At 71.9% G+C, this 19,815-nt stretch carries 19 protein-coding genes, 1 tRNA gene and 1 pseudogene; 7 read left to right on the top strand and 14 right to left on the bottom strand.

What is annotated here, in order from left to right; all coding sequences use genetic code 11:
* Positions 1-195: 195 nt before the first annotated feature.
* Entirely contained in the window at positions 196-1,476 is a 1,281-nt protein-coding gene (locus tag ABD329_RS33000; RefSeq protein ID WP_344317329.1) for an amidohydrolase family protein, read from the top strand.
* A gap of 24 nt (positions 1,477-1,500) precedes the next feature.
* On the top strand, positions 1,501-2,166 hold the full coding sequence (locus ABD329_RS32995; RefSeq protein WP_344317328.1) for an NAD(P)H-binding protein: 666 nt from the start codon (positions 1,501-1,503) through the stop codon (positions 2,164-2,166).
* A 25-nt stretch (positions 2,167-2,191) separates the two neighbouring features.
* On the opposite strand, the gene ABD329_RS32990 is transcribed toward ABD329_RS32995, so the two are convergent.
* Positions 2,192-2,650, bottom strand: coding sequence for a DUF3574 domain-containing protein (locus ABD329_RS32990; protein ID WP_344317327.1), 459 nt, complete (start codon positions 2,648-2,650; stop codon positions 2,192-2,194).
* A 168-nt stretch (positions 2,651-2,818) separates the two neighbouring features.
* Positions 2,819-3,664, bottom strand: coding sequence for a DUF1206 domain-containing protein (locus ABD329_RS32985; RefSeq protein WP_344317326.1), 846 nt, complete (start codon positions 3,662-3,664; stop codon positions 2,819-2,821).
* A gap of 174 nt (positions 3,665-3,838) precedes the next feature.
* Between ABD329_RS32985 and ABD329_RS32980 the strand changes: the two genes are divergently transcribed.
* Entirely contained in the window at positions 3,839-5,077 is a 1,239-nt protein-coding gene (locus ABD329_RS32980; protein WP_344317325.1) for an amidohydrolase family protein, read from the top strand.
* Positions 5,078-5,131: 54 nt separating this feature from the next.
* Here ABD329_RS32980 and ABD329_RS32975 read toward each other — a convergent pair whose 3' ends face one another.
* On the bottom strand, positions 5,132-5,578 hold the full coding sequence (locus tag ABD329_RS32975) for an MscL family protein (RefSeq protein ID WP_198278500.1): 447 nt from the start codon (positions 5,576-5,578) through the stop codon (positions 5,132-5,134).
* 362 nt (positions 5,579-5,940) lie between these two features.
* Here ABD329_RS32975 and ABD329_RS32970 point away from each other — a divergent pair, with 362 nt between their 5' ends.
* From ABD329_RS32970 to ABD329_RS32960, 3 genes are all read left to right on the top strand, one after another.
* The gene (locus ABD329_RS32970; RefSeq protein WP_198278501.1) at positions 5,941-7,455 is read left to right on the top strand and encodes a glycoside hydrolase family 30 protein; all 1,515 of its coding nucleotides are present in this window, start codon (positions 5,941-5,943) and stop codon (positions 7,453-7,455) included.
* A gap of 134 nt (positions 7,456-7,589) precedes the next feature.
* A complete protein-coding gene (locus tag ABD329_RS32965) occupies positions 7,590-8,588 on the top strand; it encodes a helix-turn-helix transcriptional regulator (RefSeq protein WP_309142784.1) in 999 nt (332 codons plus the stop codon).
* Positions 8,589-8,743: 155 nt separating this feature from the next.
* The gene (locus ABD329_RS32960) at positions 8,744-9,034 is read left to right on the top strand and encodes an ANTAR domain-containing protein (RefSeq protein WP_309142785.1); all 291 of its coding nucleotides are present in this window, start codon (positions 8,744-8,746) and stop codon (positions 9,032-9,034) included.
* An 84-nt stretch (positions 9,035-9,118) separates the two neighbouring features.
* Here the strand turns inward: ABD329_RS32960 and ABD329_RS32955 are convergent.
* Positions 9,119-9,200, bottom strand: a tRNA-Tyr gene (locus ABD329_RS32955).
* Between the two features lie 189 nt (positions 9,201-9,389).
* On the opposite strand from ABD329_RS32955, the gene ABD329_RS32950 reads away from it, so the two are divergent.
* Positions 9,390-9,878: a YajQ family cyclic di-GMP-binding protein gene (locus ABD329_RS32950; protein ID WP_037963620.1), complete on the top strand. Its 489-nt coding sequence runs from the start codon at positions 9,390-9,392 to the stop codon at positions 9,876-9,878.
* 74 nt (positions 9,879-9,952) lie between these two features.
* Here the strand turns inward: ABD329_RS32950 and ABD329_RS32945 are convergent, their stop codons facing one another.
* The 10 genes and pseudogenes from ABD329_RS32945 to ABD329_RS32900 form a co-directional block, all read right to left on the bottom strand.
* A complete protein-coding gene (locus ABD329_RS32945) occupies positions 9,953-10,345 on the bottom strand; it encodes a YccF domain-containing protein (RefSeq protein WP_198278502.1) in 393 nt (130 codons plus the stop codon).
* The gene (htpX, locus tag ABD329_RS32940; RefSeq protein WP_198278503.1) at positions 10,342-11,208 is read right to left on the bottom strand and encodes a zinc metalloprotease HtpX; all 867 of its coding nucleotides are present in this window, start codon (positions 11,206-11,208) and stop codon (positions 10,342-10,344) included. The genes ABD329_RS32945 and htpX overlap by 4 nt, the downstream gene beginning before the upstream one ends.
* A gap of 146 nt (positions 11,209-11,354) precedes the next feature.
* On the bottom strand, positions 11,355-12,914 hold the full coding sequence (locus tag ABD329_RS32935; RefSeq protein ID WP_198278504.1) for an NADH-quinone oxidoreductase subunit N: 1,560 nt from the start codon (positions 12,912-12,914) through the stop codon (positions 11,355-11,357).
* Positions 12,911-14,500 carry a complex I subunit 4 family protein gene (locus tag ABD329_RS32930; protein ID WP_198278505.1) on the bottom strand — a complete coding sequence of 530 codons (1,590 nt, stop codon included), beginning with the start codon at positions 14,498-14,500 and terminating at the stop codon, positions 12,911-12,913. Before ABD329_RS32930 ends, ABD329_RS32935 begins: the two co-directional genes overlap by 4 nt.
* 3 nt (positions 14,501-14,503) lie before the next feature.
* On the bottom strand, positions 14,504-16,522 hold the full coding sequence (locus tag ABD329_RS32925; RefSeq protein ID WP_198278506.1) for an NADH-quinone oxidoreductase subunit 5 family protein: 2,019 nt from the start codon (positions 16,520-16,522) through the stop codon (positions 14,504-14,506).
* The gene (nuoK, locus tag ABD329_RS32920; RefSeq protein WP_198278507.1) at positions 16,519-16,920 is read right to left on the bottom strand and encodes an NADH-quinone oxidoreductase subunit NuoK; all 402 of its coding nucleotides are present in this window, start codon (positions 16,918-16,920) and stop codon (positions 16,519-16,521) included. Before nuoK ends, ABD329_RS32925 begins: the two co-directional genes overlap by 4 nt.
* Positions 16,920-17,555, bottom strand: coding sequence for an NADH-quinone oxidoreductase subunit J family protein (locus tag ABD329_RS32915; protein ID WP_198278508.1), 636 nt, complete (start codon positions 17,553-17,555; stop codon positions 16,920-16,922). Before ABD329_RS32915 ends, nuoK begins: the two co-directional genes overlap by 1 nt.
* The gene (locus ABD329_RS32910; RefSeq protein ID WP_246618634.1) at positions 17,552-18,220 is read right to left on the bottom strand and encodes a NuoI/complex I 23 kDa subunit family protein; all 669 of its coding nucleotides are present in this window, start codon (positions 18,218-18,220) and stop codon (positions 17,552-17,554) included. Before ABD329_RS32910 ends, ABD329_RS32915 begins: the two co-directional genes overlap by 4 nt.
* A complete protein-coding gene (locus ABD329_RS32905; protein ID WP_198278509.1) occupies positions 18,220-19,185 on the bottom strand; it encodes an NADH-quinone oxidoreductase subunit H in 966 nt (321 codons plus the stop codon). The genes ABD329_RS32910 and ABD329_RS32905 overlap by 1 nt, the downstream gene beginning before the upstream one ends.
* Positions 19,182-19,815 (bottom strand): annotated as a pseudogene (locus tag ABD329_RS32900) (hypothetical protein); the annotation flags it as partial. The pseudogene ABD329_RS32900 and the gene ABD329_RS32905, both read right to left, overlap by 4 nt.

Genomic DNA, 19,815 nt, shown 5'->3' with positions numbered 1-19,815 from the left:
AAGGTGAAATCCGTATCGGCCCCTCGTCACCCTGGACTCATGCACCACACCGGTACGACTATTCGGCTCCTCCGCGAAGCCGCGCGCACCTCGTCCTAGGCTTCGCTTCGCACCCGCGTGATCTTGGCTGCGCACGCATCCGGCGCGTGCCCGGCGCGTCACCCGTCGCGTGCCCGGCGCGAACCCAGGAGCGCGATGCCCGAGAGCCAGCAGCAGCCGCAACAGCCACCCAGGAACGGCGGAGCGGCCCCCGGTGAGCCCACCGCTCTGGTGCTCGGCGGCGTCCGGCTCGCCGACGGGCGCACCGTGGACGTCCGGCTCAGCGGCGGGCGGATCGAGGCCGTCGGCACGGCGGGCAGCCTCGTCCCCGGCACCCGGCTGGACCTCGGCGGCTATCTGCTGCTGCCCGCCCCCGCCGAACCCCACGCCCACTGCGACACCGCCCTTACGGCCGACATGGCGGGCCCGGTCCCGTACGCCCCGGGGGATGTCCAGCGCCGCACCGTCGAGGCCGCCCTGCTCGAGCTCGGCCACGGCGCCACGGCGCTGCGCACCCATGTCCGCGTCGGCGGGGTGCACGGACTGCGTTCCCTGGAGGCGGTCCTGGAGGCCGGCCGGACGCTGCGCGGGCTCACGGAGCTGAGCGCGGTGGCGGTGCCCCGGGTGCTGACCGGCACCGCGGGGGCGGAGGGTCTGGCGATGCTGCGGGACGCGGTGGGGATGGGCGCGTCGGTCATCGGCGGCTGCCCCGACCTCGACCCGGATCCGACCGGCCACGCCGAGGCCGTCCTCGACCTCGCCGTGCGCCATGGCTGCGCCGTCGATCTGCACACGGACGGTGACGACCCGGCCCGCCTCGCCCGGCTCGCGGCGATGGCCGGGGGCCTGCGGCCGGGCGTCACGATCGGCCCCTGCGGCGGGCTGTCGCGGCTGCCCGCGGAGACGGCGGGGAGGATCGCCGAGCGGCTGGCGGCGGCCGGGGTGACCGTCGTCTGCCTCCCCCAGGGCGACTGCGCCGGGCTGGAGCACCAGGGCATGCGGGGAGCGCGCGCCCGTGCCTGCGCGCCGGTGCGGCTGCTGCGCGCCGCGGGCGTCCGGGTGGCCGCGGGCAGCGGGGCGCTGCGGGACGCGGTGAACCCCGTGGGCCGCGGCGATCCCCTGGAGGCCGCCTTTCTGCTGGCGTCCCGGGGCGAGTTGCGCCCCGAGGAGGCGTACGAGGCGGTGTGCGCGCGGGCGCGGGCCGCGATGGGGCTCGCCGAGGTGCGGGTGGAGGCCGGGTTCCCGGCGGAGCTGCTCGCGGTGCGCGGGGACGGCCTCGCGGGGGTGCTCTCGCTCGCGTACAGCAGGGTCGTGGTGCACCGGGGGCGGGTGGTGGCCCGTACCAGCGCGGTGCGGGAGTACTGCGACTCGGCGGCCGCGGCGGCGCTGGATCTGCCCCGGCAGGCACGGCCGCAGAGCGGCGGCGAGCAACAGTAGGCCGCACGGCGTACGGTCGGGATCATGCGCATTGTCATCGCTGGTGGACATGGACAGATCGCGCTGCGGCTGGAGCGGCTGCTCACCGCGCGCGGAGACGAAGTGGCGGGCATCGTCCGCAAGCCGGAGCAGGCGGGCGACCTCCTGGCGTCGGGCACCGAACCGGTCGTCTGCGACCTCGAGTCGGCCTCGCTGGAGGACGTGGTCAAACACCTGGAGAACGCGGACGCGGCGGTCTTCGCGGCCGGCGCGGGCCCCGGCAGCGGTGCCGCCCGTAAGGAGACCGTCGACCACCGGTCCGCGGTGCTCTTCGCGGACGCGGCCGAACGGGCCGGGGCCCGGCGGTTCCTGATCATCTCCTCGATGGGCGCGTCCCACGAGCCACCGCCGGACACCGACCCGGTCTTCGCCGCCTATCTGCGCGCCAAGGCCGCGGCGGACGACGACATCCGCGCCCGGGACGGCCTCGACTGGACGGTGCTGCGCCCGGGCCGGCTGACGAACGACCCGGGCACGGGCCGGGTGAAGCTGGCCGAACACACGGGCCGCGCCGAGATCACCCGCGACGATGTGGCGGCGGTCCTGGTCGCCCTGCTGGACGAGCCCCGTACGGCGGGCCGCACGCTGGAGCTGATCAACGGCGACACGCCGGTGGCGGACGCGGTGGCGGCGGTCGCCGAGCGGGGATGAGGGCCGGGTCGGCCCGGCCCGGCCCTCAGAAGTCCACCCGGGCCGGGGCGTCGGCCCGGGCCACGGACTCCTGGGCGTACTGGCGTTCGTAGGCCGTCCGGATCCGTTCGATCCGCGGGTCCTGGGTTCCCGCCTCGGACGCCGGGTAGAGCAGGACCACCTCGTACGAGCGTTCCCGCTCGATCGTCCCGTTCTGGTCCCGCCACTGCCCCCGGGCGTCGTGGATCGTCAGGCCGGAGGGGAAGCGCGGGGTGATCCGCCGGTCCACGAAGGCCAGGAACTGCTTCTCGGTGACGGGCGGCCCGCCGTCGGGGCGCTCGGTGCCGAAGAAGAGCCGGGTCTCGACGTACGGCTTGCCCCGGCCCACGGCGCCGGAGGCCGCCGCGGCGGGCGGGTCGTCCAGCGCGGCGTACGCGGCGACGGGGGTGGCGGCGGCGAGCGCGAAGGCCGCTCCGACGGCGGCGAGACGGACGCGTGGCTTCATGGTCGGCATCGTCCGATCGTCCCGGCGCCGGGGGCCCTCGGGAAGACCGCCTTTCGGTGCACATCCGTGCGAGGCGGGGGCGTATTCGTGGGAGGCGCCGGGGGCCTGGCCCGACCCGGCGTCAGGCGGCAGCGGCCCGGCCCGGGACCGCCCGGCCCGGGTCGTCGCTCAGACCCTGCGCCACCGCGCCAGCGCGAACGAGAACACCCCGAAGAGCGCCAGCCCCAGCGCCACCGCCATCAGCAGCCAGGGTCCCGCCGCCGTCCCGGCGAAGGTCCGCAGCGTGTCGTCGATGCCCTTCACCTTGCCCGGGTCGTAGCGCACCGCGGCCGTGAGCGCGAAGCCGCCCGCCACCGCGAACACCGCCCCGCGGGCCACCCCGCCGCAGATCCCGAGCGCCTCCACGGCCCGCCGCGCCCGCCGGGACATCGCGCCCACCTTGAGGTGCTTGCGGAAGCCGCACCGAATCCCCCGTACCGCGATCCACATCCCCGCCACGGCCACCGCGGCACCGGCGGCGGCGACCAGCCACCGGCCGTACGGCAGGTCGAGCGCGCGTGCCGTCACGTCCTTCGACTGCCGGTCGCTGGAGCCGCTGCCCTGCTCGCCGGTGGCGAAGGAGAGCACCGAGTACGCGACGACGCCGTAGAAGCCCGCACGGGCCGCCCCCGCCAGCCGCTTCCGGGCCGCGCGCCCGTCCGGTCCCGCGGCCCCGAAGACCGCCTCGGAGAGCCGCCACAGCGCCATGCAGACAAGCCCGATGCCGACCGCCCAGACCAGCGCCGCGCCGAACGGCTGCTTGGCGAGGATCTGGAGCGCCCCGCCCCGGTCGGCCTGTTCGCCGTGGTCGCCCGAGGCGATGCGCAGCGCCAGGACGCCGATGAGCAGATAGAGCACGCCCCGGGTGGCCAGCCCCCAGCGGGCCGCCGCCTCGATGGCCCGGGTGCCCGCCTCCTGCGGGGTCCGTGTGCGCGTTGCCGAACCCAATCCGCGTGCGATCGACGATGCGTTCACCGTTTCCTCCCCAGTTGTCGCTCATCGTCTGCCCTGGACGTACACGCGGAAACGGGACTTTCTCTTGTTGGTTAAAGCGATCCGCCCTACTCTGCCGCCATCGAAATCTGACGAACCGTCAGATCGAGGGGAACGGACAGGACCACCACGAGGAGACCGGGGAGAGATGGCGAGATGACCGGCGAGACGAACGGCACCACCGAGCTGCCCCTGGTCATCAGCGTCGATGACCATGTGATCGAGCCCGCGCACCTCTTCGAGACCTGGCTCCCGGCCAAGTACCGGGACCGCGGCCCCAAGCCCCTGACGGCCGGGATCGGCGAACTGGCCTACATCGGTGGCAAGTACAAGTTCACCACCGACCCGGAGGGCCAGCTCACCGACTGGTGGAGTTACGAGGGCGACCTCTTCCCCTACAAGCGGATCATCGCCGCCGTCGGCTTCTCGCGCGACGAGATGACCCTCGACGGCATCACCCGCGAGCAGATGCGCCGCGGCTGCTGGGACCCCAAGGACCGGCTCGCCGACATGGACCTCAACCATGTCGAGGCGTCACTGTGCTTCCCGACCTTCCCGCGCTTCTGCGGCCAGACCTTCGCCGAGGCGAAGGACAAGGAGGTCGGGCTGGCGTGCGTCCGCGCGTACAACGACTGGATGGTCGAGGAGTGGTGCGGCGACAGCGGCGGCCGCCTCATCCCGCTCTGCCTGATCCCCCTGTGGGACGTCGACCTCGCCGTGCGGGAAATCCGCCGCAACGCGGCCCGCGGCGTCCGCGCGGTGACCTTCAGCGAGATCCCCACCTACCTCGGACTCCCCAGCATCCACAGCGGCTACTGGGACCCCTTCTTCGCCGAGTGCGAGGCCACGGGGACGGTCGTGTGCATGCACATCGGCTCCTCCTCCCAGATGCCCGCCGCCTCCCCCGACGCCCCGCCGGCCGTCCAGGCCGCGCTGAGCTTCAACAACGCCATGGCGTCGATGATGGACTTCCTCTTCAGCGGCGTCCTGGTCTCCTTCCCGCGCCTGAAGCTGGCCTACGCCGAGGGCCAGATGGGCTGGATCCCCTACGCCCTGGAGCGCGCGGACGACGTCTGGGAGGAGCACCGCGCCTGGGGCGGCGTCCGCGGCCTCATCCCCGAGCCGCCGTCCACGTACTACTACCGGCAGATCTACTGCTGCTTCTTCCGCGACAAGCACGGGGTCGCCTCGCTGGACACGGTCGGCGTGGACAACGCCACCTTCGAGACCGACTACCCCCACGTCGACTCCACCTGGCCGCACACCCGCCGCATCGCCGCCGAACATGTGGCCGACCTCTCCCCCGAGACCACGTACAAGATCCTCCGCGGCAACGCGATCCGGATGCTGGAGCTGGACCTCGACCGGGGGCGGCAGCCGGGGGCGGGCGGCTAGGCCCGGCGGGGACGGCGACCAGGCCGTGCGCGACGACCAGGCCGTGCGCGGCGGCTAGGCCGTGCGCGGCGGCTCGCTCGTGCGCGGCTGGTCCGAGCCGCAGTAGCGACACTTGCGCGCCGCCTCGGGGATGTCCTCGGCGAGGCATTCCGGGCAGGTCTTGAGCGGGCCCGGCTCCCCGAAGACCTCCGCGCCCCGGCGGCGCTGGGTGTACTTGTACGGCACGACGATCAGGAAGTAGATGACCGCCATGAAGATGATGAAGTAGATCAGGGCGGAGATGAACGACCCGATGTTGAGGTAGGTCGAGGTGTTCCCCTGGGCGCCCAGCTGCCAGCCCAGGCCGACCGATTTGCCGCCCTGGAGCCGGGCGATGATCGGGTTGATCACGGAGTCGGTGAACGCCTTGATCAGCGTCGAGAACGCCAGCGCTGTGACCAGGCCGACGGCGACAACGATGACATCACCGCGCATGAGGAAGTTCTTGAAGCCCCTGAGCACGATCCGCCCTCTCTGTCCTGGTACGGGGGAATCACCACCCTAGGAGCGGTCTCACGGAGCCCACGGTGCGCCACGACGGACGGCCGCCCGTACGGCGGCAGATCCCCGCGCGCGACGCCGGAACCGGACCCCGGCCGCCGAGGACTTTCCAAAACGGCTTAAGTCACATGATGAAATAAGCCGTGCCGCGAGGATTGACGTCCTTCGCCCGGCCTTGAATCATTCAGTCACCGAGCACCGTGACCACACCGGCGCTCCGTCCGACACGGCCGTGAACACACCGGCCACCGGACTCGCTCCTCCCTCCGCACGGCCGTGACCGCACCGGCCGCCCCTGTCCGCACAGGAAGGCATCGACCGTTATGAGATCTGTCAGGCTCATGACAAAACGCCTCACACCGCGCTCCACCCTCGTGGGCGCCCTCGCGGCGGCCGCCGTGGCCGTCTGCCCCTGGCTGACCGCACCGGCGGGCGCCCAGGCGGCCCACCCCGGCTCGGCCAGGGCCGGCGAGACCGTCAACGTCTATCTGACCACCACCTCCGGCTCCGACGGCCGTACCGTCGTGAAGGGCCTGGAGCAGCAGGCGCCCATCCGGTTCGGTTCGGGCGGGGGTGGCGGTGTCACCGTCGATGAATCCAGGACGTACCAGGAGTTCTCGGGCGCCGGGGCGTCGTTCACGGACACCGCCGCATGGCTGTTCAACAGCAGCGGCGCGCTGAGCCAGAACACCCGCGACGAGGTGATGCGCAAGCTCTTCTCGCCCACGGACGGCATCGGGGTGAGCTTCCTGCGCAACCCGCTCGGCGGCTCCGACCTGGCCCGCTTCGGTTACACCTTCGACGATGTGCCGGCCGGGCAGACCGACCCCGGCCTCGCCAGGTTCTCCATCAACCACGACCTGGCCGACGTCCTGCCGCTGACGAAGCAGGCCAGGCAGCTCAACCCGGCGCTGAAGGTCATGGCCTCGCCGTGGACCGCCCCGGCCTGGATGAAGGACAACGACCAGCTCAACCAGGGCTGGCTGGAGGCCCAGTACTACGGCACCTACGCGAACTACTTCGTGAAGTACATCCAGGAGTACCAGAGCCGGGGGGTGCCGATCGACTACGTGACCGTGCAGAACGAGCCCACCTGCTGTTCCGGCTACCCCTCGATGCAGTGGAACGGCTCCGGGCTCACCTACTTCACCAAGAGTGAGCTGCTGCCCAAGCTGGCGAACGCGGGCCTGAAGACCAAGGTGCTCGCCCTCGACTGGAACTGGGACCAGTGGTCGGGCTACGGCGCGCCCGTCGTGGACGACGCCGCCATCCGCAACCACCCCAACTTCGGCGGCATCGCCTGGCACGGCTACGGCGGCGACGTCGGCCAGCAGACGACGGTCCACAACCAGTACCCGAACGTGGACGCCTTCGACACCGAGCACTCCGGCGGCACCTGGATCGCCAATCAGCAGCAGGAAGACATGCACAACCTGATCGACTACACCCGCAACTGGGGCAAGAGCTGGATCAAGTGGAGCCTCGCGGTCGATCAGAACAAGGGTCCGCACAACGGCGGCTGCGGAACCTGCACCGGCCTGGTCACCGTGCACAACGGCGACGGCCAGAGCGGCCGGGTCGACTACACCGTCGAGTACTACACGATGGGCCACCTCACGAAGTTCGTGAAGCCGGGCGCCCGCCGCATCGACTCCACCGCCAGCTCGACCGTCCCGAACGTGGCCTGGAAGAACCCTGACGGCTCCAAGGCGCTGATCGCCTACAACGACACCGGCGGCCAGCAGACGCTGAAGGTCAACTGGGGCGGCCAGTCCTTCAGCTACCAGCTTCCCGCCCGGGCCTCCGCCACCTTCACCTGGACCGGCACGCCGTCCTAAGCGCGGCGCCGGTACCCGGCCCTGCCCACGCGCCAATGGCCCCTGACCACGTTCCGGGGACTCAGGGGCCATTCCTCCGGCGTGGCCGCCGGCACGGCAGCAGTGGGAGACGCACCGTCAGCAGCCCGTAATGTGTGTTCCAGGACGATATCGCTTGGACGCCGGAGGGCGAGGTCGCCATGAGCACGCTGGTCTTCGACAGTGACGACCTGGAGAGAACCGAGGAGTTCCTCAGCAAGGCCTACGCCAAAATGCGCATCGGCAGCAGCACCCCGAGCGCGAACCGGGCACGGATCCGGCGCGACAACATCGAGTCGATCACCGTGGACGAGCTCGATCTCGACTTCGACATGAGCTACGCCGTCAGCCCGCTCGGCAGGATCTGCCTGTGCGTCGTCCACTCCGGCACCATCGAGGACCATGTCTACCCCGGTGTCGAGGATGCCTTCGGCCCCGGCGACGTGGTGTCCCTCGCCCCGCCGGACCTTCCCTACTCGGGGCGGGTCCGCAACGCCCGCTACAACATCACCATGCTCGACCCCGCCCTGCTGAGCCAGGTCGCCGCCACCGTCGAGCAGCGCACCCCGCAGCCGGTCCGGCTGACCGGGCACCGGCCGCACTCCGCGGCCGCCGCCGGGCATCTGCGGCGCACCATCGCCTATGTGCGCGACCACGCCCTGGCCGACCCCGCCATCGCCGACCAGCCGCTGATCAGGGCCACCGTCAGCCAGCTCCTGGCGGGCAGCGTACTGACGGCCTTCCCCAACACCGCGCTCACCGACCCCACCGCGTCCGACCGCAACGACGCCCACCCCGGCACGCTCCAGCGCGCGCTCAGCCATATCGACGACCACGCCGATGAGCCCCTTACCGTCGCCGACATCGCGGCCGCCGCGCATGTCAGCATCCGCGCCCTCCAGTACGCGTTCCGCAGACACCTCGACACCACGCCGATGGCATACGTACGCCGGGTACGCCTGGCACACGCCCACCACGACCTGGCGACCGCCGCCCCCGAGACCGCCACGGTGACGGACATCGCCACCCGCTGGGGCTTCTTCCACCCGGCCCGCTTCGCCGCCCTGTACCGCGAGACCTACCGCACCTCCCCGAGCGCCACGCTGCGCAGCTGACCCACCGGGCTCCGCCCCCGCCTTCGTTTTCTGTCCCGCGAGGCGCCCGAACGTGCGTTTGCCGGATCGCCACGGACCGGCCCGCTTCTGGAGAGTGGACAGCTGCGGCATTGCCCATTGACGCCGCGCCCCACTTCCCGATCGAAAGGCAGTACGTGGCGATCGAGAGGGATGACCTGCTCAAGAAGATCGCCATCTTGGAGGAGGAAGTCGGGCAGCTGCGGCAGGCAGTGGACTCCCACGCCGTCATCGACCAGGCGATCGGTGTGGTCATCACCCACGGCCGCCTGCCTCCGGGGCAGGGCTGGGACGTCCTCAGGACGGTGTCCCAGAACACCAACACCAAGTTGCGCCTGATCGCCGAAGAGATCGTCCAGTGGCCGTACTCCGGCCGGCTCTCCGAGAACATCCAGCAGGCCCTGGAGGCGGCCCTGGCCCGCGCCTGACCCACGCGCCGCCGACCCGTCCATCCCCCGAACGAAAACGGCCCCCGACTGCGTTTTCGCAGCTCGGGGGCCGTTTCCCAGGTGTGGCGGCGCCAGGATTCGAACCTGGGTAGGCTAAGCCGACGGATTTACAGTCCGCTCCCATTGGCCACTCGGGCACACCGCCTGGGATGTGGCCAGGTGCCCCGCTCTCGCGGCGCTGCTCCCTGGCAACGACGTAAACAATACCTGATGTGCGGGGGTGCTTCGCCACCCGGTTGATCGCCTCTCGATCATGGCCGAGATCGCTAGGCTGGCCGGAGCGGCCCGCTGGGCCGTGCCACTGACGGATCTACGTACGAGGAGCCAACTCAAGATGGCCGACTCCAGTTTCGACATCGTCTCGAAGGTCGAGCGGCAGGAGGTCGACAACGCCCTGAACCAGGCGAGCCGCGAGATCTCCCAGCGTTATGACTTCAAGAACGTCGGCGCCTCGATCGCGTGGTCGGGCGAGCGGATCGAGATGCGGGCCAACTCCGAGGAGCGGGTCAAGGCGATCCTCGACGTCTTCCAGTCCAAGCTGGTCAAGCGCGGGATCTCGCTGAAGGCCCTGGACGCGGGTGAGCCCCAGGCGTCGGGCAAGGAGTACAAGATCTTCGCCTCGTTGCAGGAGGGGATCTCACAGGAGAACGCGAAGAAGGTCGCCAAGATCATCCGCGACGAGGGCCCCAAGGGCGTCAAGGCGCAGGTGCAGGGCGAAGAGCTGCGGGTGACCTCGAAGAGCCGGGATGACCTTCAGGCCGTGATCGCCCTGATCAAGGGCAAGGACCTCGACTTCGCGGTGCAGTTCGTGAACTACCGGTAGGCGGGGCCCGGACCGGTGCGGCAGGGGCGGTGCGGCAATGGCCGTGCCGCCCCTGGCGTTCTCGGCGTCGCCGGTCAGCGGTGGGCGAAGGGCTGATCGGTGGGGACGATTTCGTGGCCGAGGGGGGCCAGCGAGATCGGGATGAGCTTGAAGTTGGCCAGGCCCAGGGGGATGCCGATGATCGTGACGCAGAGCACCACGCCGGTGACGAGGTGGCCGAGCGCCAGCCACCAGCCCGCGAGGACGAGCCAGAGGACATTGCCGACGCAGGAGGGGGCTCCGGCGTCGCGGCGGGGGACGGCGGTGCGGCCGAAGGGCCACAGGGCGAACCCGGCGATGCGCCAGGCGGCGATCCCGAAGGGGATGCCGATGATGGTGACGCAGAGCAGGAGCCCGGCGAGGAGATAGAGGATCGCCATCCAGATGCCGGAGAAGATCAGCCAGATCAGGTTCAGGAGCGTTTTCACGGTCGGCGGCCTCCTGCCATCTGTTCGAGGCGGGTGATGCGCTCCCGCATGGGCGGGTGTGTGGAGAAGAGCTTGGCCATGCCCTCACCGGCGCGGAAAGGGTTGGCGATCATCAGATGGCTGGCCGTCTCCAGACGGGGCTCGGGCGGCAGCGGAAGCTGCTTGGTGCCCGCTTCCAGCTTGCGCAGGGCGCTGGCGAGGGCCAGGGGGTCGCCGGTGAGCTGGGCGCCGGAGGCGTCCGCCTCGTACTCGCGGGAGCGGCTCACGGCGAGCTGGATGATGGAGGCCGCGAGCGGACCGAGGATCATGATCAGCAGCATCCCGAGGAAGCCGGGGCCCTCGTCGTCGTCGGACCGGCCCATGGGGATCAGCCAGGCGAAGTTCACCAGGAACATCACGACGCTGGCGAGCGCGCCCGCGATCGAGGAGATCAGGATGTCGCGGTTGTAGACATGGCTGAGCTCATGGCCGATGACCCCGCGCAGCTCGCGCTCGTCCAGCAGCCGCAGGATGCCGTCGGTGCAGCAGACCGCCGCGTTACGGGGGTTGCGGCCGGTGGCGAAGGCGTTGGGGGCCTCGGTCGGGGAGATGTAGAGCCGGGGCATCGGCTGCCGCGCGGCCGTGGAGAGCTCGCGCACCATCCGGTACAGCCCCGGTGCCTCGAACTCGCTGACGGGGCGGGCGCGCATCGCGCGCAGGGCCAGCTTGTCACTGTTCCAGTAGGCGTACGCGTTGGTCCCGAGTGCGACGATCACCGCGATGATCAGTCCGGTACGGCCGAAGAGGCTGCCGATGACGATGATGAGCGCGGACAGACCACCGAGGAGTACGGCGGTCTTCAGCCCGTTGTGCCGGCGGTGCACGGTGTGCCCTCCCGATGTGCCGCAGGGGAACCCTTTGCCTGGTGTCTCCACCTTCCAGTGGACCCTCCTGAAAAAGTCAACGCCAGGCGAAGGGCACCAGTTCCCTTGTGCACATGGGCGCGGACCCGCGCGGCCCGCGGGGGTGCTTACAGCAGGGTGCTCGAGGCGAACCGGAGGACGAGTTGCGGGGCTCCGGAGAGGGCGATTCCGGCAGCTGCGGTGAGGGCGATGGCGACCGTAAGGGGGACGGCTCGGGGGCGGGCGACGGCCGCCCCGGCGGCGGGCACGGGCTCCGTCTCCGCGGCGGGCTCCGGGGCGCGGAAGAGCACCGCCGTCCACTGGAGGTAGTAGTACAGCGCCACCACCACGTTCAACGCCATCACCACCGCGAGCCAGCCCAGACCCGCGTCCACCGCCGCCGAGAAGACGGTCACCTTGGCGAAGAGGCCGATGACGCCCGGGGGCAGCCCGGCCAGGCACAGCAGGAAGAAGCCCAGGGCCAGGGCGGCGGCCGGACGGGCCGCGTACAGACCGCGGTAGTCGGTGAGCCGGTTGGCCGGGCTCGTACGGGCCACCAGGGCGGCCACGGCGAACGCGCCGAGGTTCACGACCGCGTACATCAGGGCGTACGCGACCGTGGAGCCGATGGCGCGGGAGGCCTCCTCGCCGGAGTCGGCGTAGCCGGCCGCGGCGATCGGGACCAGCAGATAGCCCGCCTGGGCGACGGAGGACCAGGCGAGCAGCCGTACGGCGCTGAAGGAGCGCTCCGGGCGCTGGCGCAGCGCCGCGGCGTTCCCCGCGGTCATGGTGAGGGCGGCCAGGACGGCGACGGCCGGGCCCCACACATCGGCGTAGGAGGGGAAGGCGAGGACGGTCACCAGGATGAGGCCGGAGAACCCGACCGCCTTACCGACGACGGACAGATACGCGGCGACGGGCACCGGCGCGCCCACATAGGTGTCGGGCACCCAGAAGTGGAAGGGCACGGCGGCGGTCTTGAAGGCGAAGCCCACCAGGGTGAGCACGACGCCCGCCTGGGCGAGCGTGTCCAGCCGAGGGTCGACATGGGTGAGGGCGTCGGCGATCCGGGACAGGTGGAGGCTGCCGGTGGCGGCGTAGACGAAGCTGACGCCGAGCAGCATCACGGCGGTCGCGGTGACCGAGGAGAGGAAGAACTTCAGCGCGGCCTCGGAGGAGAGGCGGTCGCCGCGGCGCAGGCCCACGAGGGCGAAGGCCGGGAGCGAGGCCACCTCGAGCGCGATGACCAGGGTGGCCAGATCGCGGGAGGCGGGCAGCAGGGCGGCCCCGGCGGCGGAGGACAGCAACAGGAACCAGAACTCGCCTGCGGGGAGTTTGAGATCGTCGAGGGAGCTGAAGGACAGCAGCGCGGTGAGCAGCGCCCCGCCGAGCACCAGGAACTGGATGACGAGCGCGAAGGTGTCGGCCGTGTAGCCGCACACGTGGGCGCCGGTGGTCAGGCAGAAGGTGGAGCGGTCGCCGTCCAGCAGCGGCAGCAGGGCGAGCGCGGCCAGGGCCAGTCCCGCTATCGCTCCCCAGCCCAGCAGGTGCTTCCTGTGCTCGGGCAGGAAGAGGTCCGCGACGAGGACGGCGAGGCCGGCCAGGGCCGCGATGGTGGGCGGTGCGACGGCGAGCCAGTCGACGGACTGGACGAGGCTCGTGGCGAGGCTCGAGGCGTTCGGAGTCATCGGGTGCCTCCCGCGAGGAGCTGCTGCACGGCCGGGTCGGTGAGGCCGAGGAGGGCCGCGGGCCACAGTCCGGCGAGGACGGTGAGGGCCACCAGGGGGCTCCAGGCGGCGAATTCATGGCCGTGGACGTCGGCCAGGGCGGGCCGCTCGGCCTCGGTCCCGGTGCCGGGCTCGATCGGATGGTCGCCCATGCAGACGCGCCGTACGACGATCAGCATGTAGGCGGCGGTGAGCAGGGTGCCGAAGGCGGCGAGCGCCATATAGGTGAGATACGCCGGGCGGCTGAGCCCGTCGGCCGGGTCGAAGGCGCCGAACATGGCGAGCATCTCGCCCCAGAACCCGGCGAGTCCGGGCAGCCCCAGGGAGGCCACCGCGCCGAAGGCGAGCAGCCCGCCGAGGCGCGGCGCCCTGCCGTAGAGGGCGGCGCCGCTGGTGCCCGAGAGCTGGTCGAGGTCGGTGGTGCCGGAGCGGTCCTTGAGGGCGCCGACCAGGAAGAAGAGCAGTCCGGTGATCAGGCCGTGGGCGATGTTGGCGAAGAGCGCGCCGTTCACCCCGGTGGGGGTGAGGGTCGCGATGCCCAGCAGCACGAAGCCCATGTGGCCGACGGAGGAGTACGCGATCAGCCGCTTGAGGTCGCCCTTGGCGCCGGTGCGGGAGAGGGCGAGGCAGGCGAGGGATCCGTAGATGATGCCGACGACGGCGAACGCGGCGAGGTAGGGCGCGTAGGTGTGGGCCGCGTCGGGGGTCATCGGCAGCACGATGCGGACGAGGCCGTACGTGCCCATCTTGAGCAGCACGCCCGCCAGCAGCACCGAGCCGACGGTGGGGGCGGCGGTGTGGGCGTCGGGCAGCCAGCTGTGCAGCGGCCACATCGGGGCCTTGACGGCGAGTCCGGCGATGATGGCGAGGGCCGCGATGAGCTGGGTGGTGTGGCTGAGCTTGCCACCGTTGTCAGTGGCGAGTGCCACCATGTCGAAGGTGCCGCCCTTGAGCCCGACGAGGAGGAGGCCGAGCAGCATGACCACGGAGCCGAGCAGCGTGTAGAGGATGAACCGCCAGGCGGCGCGTTCCCGTTCGGCGCCTCCCCACCGGTTGATGAGGAAGTACATCGGGATGAGGACCATCTCGAACGCCAGGAAGAACAGCATCAGGTCCAGCACCGCGAAGCTGGCCAGGGTGCCGGACTCCAGGAGGAGCAGCAGCGCGACGAAGGCTTTGGGGGACGGCCCTGAGGGCCGGTTGAAGTAGGCGTAGAGCGCGCTGAGGAAGGTCAGCAGCGCGGTCAGCACGAGCAGCGGCAGCGAGACGCCGTCCACGCCGAGGTGGATGCGGATGTCCAGGGCCGGGATCCAGCCGATGTCGGTCTGGGCCTGCATCCTGGCCGGGTGGTCGTGGTCGAAACCGGCGGCCAGGGCGATGGCGGCGGCGAGTACCACGCCGGTGACGGTCACGCCGTGGCGCATGACGGCCTGGTCGGGGCCGCTGCCGCGCAGTCCGGGCGGGGCCGGGAGCAGGGCGGCGACGGAGCCGAGCAGGGGGAGCACGACGACGGCCGCGAGGAGGTATTGCAGGACGGTGTGGTTCACGGGTCAGGCTCCCGCTGCGACGAGGACGGCGGCCACGGCCAGGACGAGGGAGCCCGCGAGCAGCGCGCCGAGGTAGGTCTGCGCATTGCCGGTCTGGGCACGCCGTACGGCCGCGCCGAGCAGCCGGGGCACACCGCCCGCGCCGCGTACGTACGTCTCGACGACCTCGCGGTCGAGGAAGCGGACGAGCCGGGCGGCGGCCCGCACGGGCCGGACGAACAGGGCGCCGTAGACGGCGTCGAGGTGGAAGCCGACGGCCGCGTGGCGGTGCAGCGGGCCCAGGAGCAGCCGCCCGGGGTCGGCGGGGTCGTTGGCGCCCGCGATGGAGCCGTAGGCCGCCTCGTGGGTGGCGATGGCCTCGGCCTCGGAGACGGCGTCGGCGGCCTCGGGGTGGGCGGCCACCGCGCCGATCGGGACCCGGCGGGCCCGCGCCGAGCTGTGCCGCCAGGCGCCGTACATGACGAGGGCACCGCCGAGGGCCAGCCCGGTGCCGAGGACGGACGTGGTGAGGGTCGGGGTGAGGGACTCGCCGTCGAACCAGTCGGGCAGCCTGCCGTAGGCGAGGCCGAGGGCGGCCGTGGGGACGAACAGCACCCACAGGACGACGTTCATGGCCACGGGCTGCTTGCCGTGGTCGGGGACGGGCTCGCCCCGGCCGCGGAAGGCGAGCAGCCACAGCCGGGCCGCGTATCCGGCGGTGAGGAGCGCGGTGAGCAGCCCGGCGAGGAGCACGGTCCAGCCGACGCCCGCCGGGACGCCGGAGGTGTGGCCGGTGGCGGCGTGCTCGGCCGCGCCGAGGACGGCCTCCTTGGAGAAGAAGCCCGCGAAGGGCGGGATGGCGGCGAGCGCGAGCAGCGCGACCGTCATCGTCCAGAAGGCGTCGGGGATGCGCTGGGCGAGACCGCTCATCCGGGACATGGCGGCCAGGGAGTTGCTGCCCGCGGCGTGGATCACCACGCCCGCGCCGAGGAACAGCAGCGCCTTGAACGCGCCGTGGGTGATGAGGTGGAAGACGGCGGCGCCGCGGTCGTCGACGGCCAGGGCGCCCGTCATATAGCCGAGTTGGCCGACGGTCGAGTAGGCGAGGACGCGTTTGATGTCGTCCTGGGCGAGCGCGGCGAGCGCCGAGCCGACCATCGTCACGGCCGCCATGGCGGCCAGTACGGCGAGCGCGGCGGCGGAGGAGGCGAAGACGGGCAGCAGCCGGGCCACCACATAGACACCGGCGGCGACCATGGTGGCCGCGTGGATCAGCGCGGAGACCGGGGTGGGACCGGCCATCGCGTCCGGCAGCCAGGTGTGCAGCGGGAACTGCGCGGACTTCCCCGCCACCCCGGCGAGCAGCAGCAGCGCGATCAGGGTGGGGTGGTCCAGCGGCACCCCGGCGGTCTCGGAGGTCAGCCGGGTGTGGATCTCGCTGACGCGGAACGTGCCGGTGTCGCCCGCGAGCGCGAAGATGCCGATCAGGAACGGAACGTCGCCGAGCTTGGTGACCAGGAACGCCTTCAGGGACGCGGAGCGCGCGGCCGCGGTCTCCCAGTAGTGGCCCACCAGGAAGTACGAGCAGATGCCCATGATCTCCCAGCCGACGAGCAGCACGATCAGGTCGTCGGAGTAGACGACGAGCAGCATCGCGGCGGTGAAGAGGGAGACGAGCGCGGCGTAGGAGGGGTAGCGGGGGTCGTCGCGCAGATAGCCGGTCGAGTAGATCTGCACACAGCAGGCGACGACGGCGACGAGGACCGCGACCAGGGCGGCGAAGCCGTCGATCTGGAGGGCCAGGTCGACGGGGACCGAGCCGGTGTCGGCGAGCCGGGTCGCGGCGGTGAGCGGGGCCGTGCCACCGCCCGCTCCGCCGCCCTGCCGCACGGCCACGAGCACGGCGAGCCCGGCCGCGGCGAGGGTCGGCAGCACCGCGAGGGGGCGGACGAAACCGGGGGCGCGGCGGCCCAGCAGGAGCCCGGCGACGGCGCCGAGGAACGGCAGGAGGGGGACGAGAGCGGCGGCGGTCGTGGTCGTCACGCGGTCTGCCTCCGGGCGCGTCGTGCCTGGTCGGCGGCGTTGTCAGTGGGGGCTGCCATGCTGTCGTCCATCGGGTCCTGGCCGGCTGACGGGGGGTCGGCCAGGTCCCGCAGCCGATCGACGTCGGAGGTGCCGCTGTTGCGATACACGAGCAGGACGATGGCGAGGCCGATGCCGATCTCGGCGGCGGCGATGGCGATGGTGAAGAGGGTCAGCGCCTGGCCCGCGTGCAGGGTGTCGCGGAGCCAGACGTCGAAGGCGACGAGGTTGAGGTTGACGGCGTTGAGCATCAGCTCGACCGACATCAGCACCAGGATCGCGTTGCGGCGGGCGAGGACGCCGTACAGACCGGTGCAGAAGAGGAGGACGGCGAGCACGGCGGGGTAGGCGAGGTGCATCAGCGCTTCTCCTTGCCGTGGCCGGTGGTCCGGCCACTGTCGGCGCCGCCGCTGTCGGCACCACCGCTTCCGGCGCCGCCGCTGTCGGCACCGCTCTTGCGGGAGAGGACGATCGCGCCCACGAGCGCGGCGAGGAGCAGTACGGACAGCGCCTCGAACGGCAGCACCCAGTGGCGGAAGAGGCTCTCGCCGGAGACGGCGGTGGAGCCCTGCACGCCCTTGTCCAGCTCGATCCAGGTGGTCCGGAAGGCGTCCACGACCACCCACACCAGAACGCCCGCGGCGGCCACGGCCACCGCGAGCGCGGCCGGGCGGTTGCCCGAATCGGCGTCCGGGGAGCGGCCGATGGGGGCCCTGGTGAGCATCAGCCCGAAGAGGAGGAGGACGACGACGGACCCGACGTAGATCAGCACCTGCACCCAGGCGATGAACTCCGCCGTGAGCAGGAGGTACTCCACGGCGAGACCGCCGAGCGCCACCACCAGCCACAGGGCGGCGTGCACCAGCTGCTTGGTGGTGACGGTGACGACGGCCGCGCCGAAGGTCGCGATGCCCACCAGCAGGAAGGCGATCTCGACTCCGGTCGGCGACAGGAACCCGTGGCCGGTGGCGGCCAAGTGGACCGCAGGGCTCACAAGGCGGCTCCGTTTCCGTTCTCGGTCCCGTTTCCGCTGCCGTTGCCGTTGCCGTTGCCGTTACCGGCGGTCCCGCCGGATCCGCGCTCGGCCTCGGCCTGTGCGGCCTCGGCGGCCTGTGCGGCCTCCGCGGCTTCTGCGGCCTCGGCGGCGGCGAGCTTGTCGGCGGCCTTACGGGCGGCGGCGATCTCCTTGGGCTCCTCCGCGCGCGGGTCGAGCGCGGGCGGCGCGGGCACCGTCCACATCCACTCGCGGAGCTTGTCCCGCTCATGGGTGAGGTCGCGGATGTCCTCCTCCGCGTACTCGAACTCCGGCGACCAGAACAGCGCGTCGAAAGGGCACACCTCGATGCAGATACCGCAGTACATGCACAGCGCGAAGTCGATCGCGAACCGGTCCAGCACATTGCGGCTGCGCTCGCGCCCGCCCGGAGCGGCCGGGGGCACGGTCTCCTTGTGCGAGTCGATATAGATGCACCAGTCCGGGCATTCGCGGGCGCACAGCATGCACACCGTGCAGTTCTCCTCGAACAGCCCGATCACCCCGCGGGTGCGGGGCGGCAGCTCGGGCTGCGCGTCCGGATACTGCGCGGTGTGCGACTTCCGGGTCATCGTGCGGAGGGTGACGGCCAGGCCCTTGGCCAGACCGGATCCGGGGATGCCCATCAGGAGATCACCACCTTGACGACGCCGGTGAGGGCGATCTGGGCCAGTGAGAGCGGAATGAGGCAGGTCCAGGCGAACCGCTGGAGCTGGTCCTCGCGCAGCCGCGGATAGCTGACCCGCAGCCAGATCACGATGAAGGCGAGGACGGCCGTCTTCAGCAGGGTCCACAGCCAGCCGAGTCCGTCGGCGGACGGCCCGTGCCAGCCACCGAGGAAGAGGACGGTGGTCAGCCCGCACAGGACGACGATGCCCGCGTACTCGGCGAGCAGGAAGAGCGCGAACCGCAGGCCCGTGTACTCGGTGTACGCACCGAAGATGATCTCGGAGTCGGCGATCGGCGCGTCGAACGGCGGGCGCTGGAGCTCGGCGAGACCGGCGGTGAAGAACACCAGCCCGCCGACGATCTGCCACGGCACCCACCACCACTCGAACGCGTCGAGGATGCCGGGCAGCGAGACCGTACCCGCCGCCATCGCCACGGAGGCGGCGGCGAGCAGCATCGGCAGCTCGTACGCCATGAGCTGGGCGGCCGTGCGCAGGCCGCCGAGCAGGGAGAACTTGTTCGCCGAGGCCCAGCCCGCCATCAGCGAGCCGAGCACCCCGACGCCCATCACGGCGAGCACGAAGAAGATGCCCGCGTCCAGGACCTGGCCGACCGCGCCCTCGGCGGGGCCGATCGGGATCGCGACGAGGACGAGGAGGTACGGCAGCAGGGCGACGGCGGGCGCGAGCTGGAAGACCCGCCGGTCGGCTCCGGCCGGTACGACGTCTTCCTTCTGCGCGAACTTCACGCCGTCCGCGACCAGCTGGGCCCATCCGTGGAAGCCGCCCGCGTACATCGGCCCGAGACGGCCCTGCATATGGGCCATGACCTTGTGCTCGGTCTGCCCCACGACCAGGGGCAGCACGAGGAAGGCGAGCAGGAGGGCGAGCAGTCGCAGCGCGACGTCGAGGACGTCGTTCACGCGGTGCCTCCTGGCTGGTCGTCGGTGTCGTGGCCGGGGGCGGCCTCGTCCGGGGTGTCCGGTGTATCCGGTGTGTCCGGGGTGCCGGGTGCGTCGGGGGCGTCGGCGTCCGGCGCGCCCGGGGTACCGGGGGTGCCGGGTGCGGCGTCCGGGGTGGCCGGTGCATCCGGGGTGCCCGGGGCGTCGGGTGCGGCGTCCGGGGTGTCGGGCGCGTCCGGTGCGGGATCCGGGACGACCGGCATGCCCGAGGTGCCGGACGCGGCGTCCGGGGTGGCCGGTGCATCCGGGGCGCCGGGTGCGGCGTCCGGGGTGCCCGAGGTGCCGGGCACGGGGTCCGAGGTGGCCGGTGCGTCCGGGGTGCCCGGGGCGTCGGGCGCGGCGTCCGGGGTGCCCGGGGCGTCGGGCGCGGCGTCCGGGGTGGCCGGGGTGTCGGGCGCGGGGTCGGGTTTCGCGCCGCGTCCGTCTCCGCTCGCCTCGGTCTCCGCTTCCGGTTCCGGTGCCTTCGGCTCACGCGCGGGGCGCGCGTGGTGCCAGGGGGCGTCGGACGAGCGGCGCTGCGGCGCGGGGCGCCGCGGGCGCGTCGGGGCTTGGGGCGCCGACGGCTCGTCGGCCGCGCCCCGCCCACCGGCG

Origin of the sequence: Streptomyces javensis, from assembly GCF_039525925.1 — a bacterium.
GTDB classification, from domain to species: domain Bacteria; phylum Actinomycetota; class Actinomycetes; order Streptomycetales; family Streptomycetaceae; genus Streptomyces; species Streptomyces asiaticus.
Note: the sequence above shows the minus strand (reverse complement) of the source record. Positions and strands in the feature narration are given on the sequence as shown.

Coding starts and splice junctions, on each gene's coding strand:
- ABD329_RS33000 (WP_344317329.1), top strand. CDS start 196: ATGCCCGAGAGCCAGCAGCAGCCGCAACAGCCACCCAGGAACGGCGGA.
- ABD329_RS32995 (WP_344317328.1), top strand. CDS start 1,501: ATGCGCATTGTCATCGCTGGTGGACATGGACAGATCGCGCTGCGGCTG.
- ABD329_RS32990 (WP_344317327.1), bottom strand. CDS start 2,650: ATGAAGCCACGCGTCCGTCTCGCCGCCGTCGGAGCGGCCTTCGCGCTC.
- ABD329_RS32980 (WP_344317325.1), top strand. CDS start 3,839: ATGACCGGCGAGACGAACGGCACCACCGAGCTGCCCCTGGTCATCAGC.
- ABD329_RS32970 (WP_198278501.1), top strand. CDS start 5,941: ATGAGATCTGTCAGGCTCATGACAAAACGCCTCACACCGCGCTCCACC.
- ABD329_RS32950 (WP_037963620.1), top strand. CDS start 9,390: ATGGCCGACTCCAGTTTCGACATCGTCTCGAAGGTCGAGCGGCAGGAG.
- ABD329_RS32935 (WP_198278504.1), bottom strand. CDS start 12,914: ATGACTCCGAACGCCTCGAGCCTCGCCACGAGCCTCGTCCAGTCCGTC.
- nuoK (WP_198278507.1), bottom strand. CDS start 16,920: ATGCACCTCGCCTACCCCGCCGTGCTCGCCGTCCTCCTCTTCTGCACC.
- ABD329_RS32910 (WP_246618634.1), bottom strand. CDS start 18,220: ATGGGCATCCCCGGATCCGGTCTGGCCAAGGGCCTGGCCGTCACCCTC.